Origin of the sequence: Vibrio sp. OPT18 (assembly GCF_015163615.1) — a bacterium.
Taxonomy (GTDB): Bacteria; Pseudomonadota; Gammaproteobacteria; order Enterobacterales; family Vibrionaceae; genus Vibrio; species Vibrio coralliirubri.
On the sequence record NZ_JADDYK010000079.1, the window covers coordinates 1 to 228 of the forward strand.

The 228-nt window shown below is 45.2% G+C and carries 1 rRNA gene; it reads left to right on the plus strand.

The features are described 5' to 3' along the window. A 23S ribosomal RNA gene (locus tag IQQ51_RS20865) occupies nucleotides 1-78 on the plus strand; the annotation flags it as partial. Between the last annotated feature and the right edge of the window lie 150 nt (nucleotides 79-228).

Sequence of the window (228 nt, forward strand, 5' to 3'; positions counted from 1 at the left end):
CGACGTTGATAGGCAGGGTGTGTAAGTGCTGCGAGGCATTGAGCTAACCTGTACTAATTGCCCGTGAGGCTTAACCATACAACACCCAAGGGGTTTTGATGGACTCAAAGAAAGACCAGACCTTGAATGAGTTTGAAGAGACTTTTAAATCAGTTTTCCGAATTTTAAAATTTGCTTGGCGACCATAGCATTGTGGACCCACCTGATTCCATGCCGAACTCAGAAGTG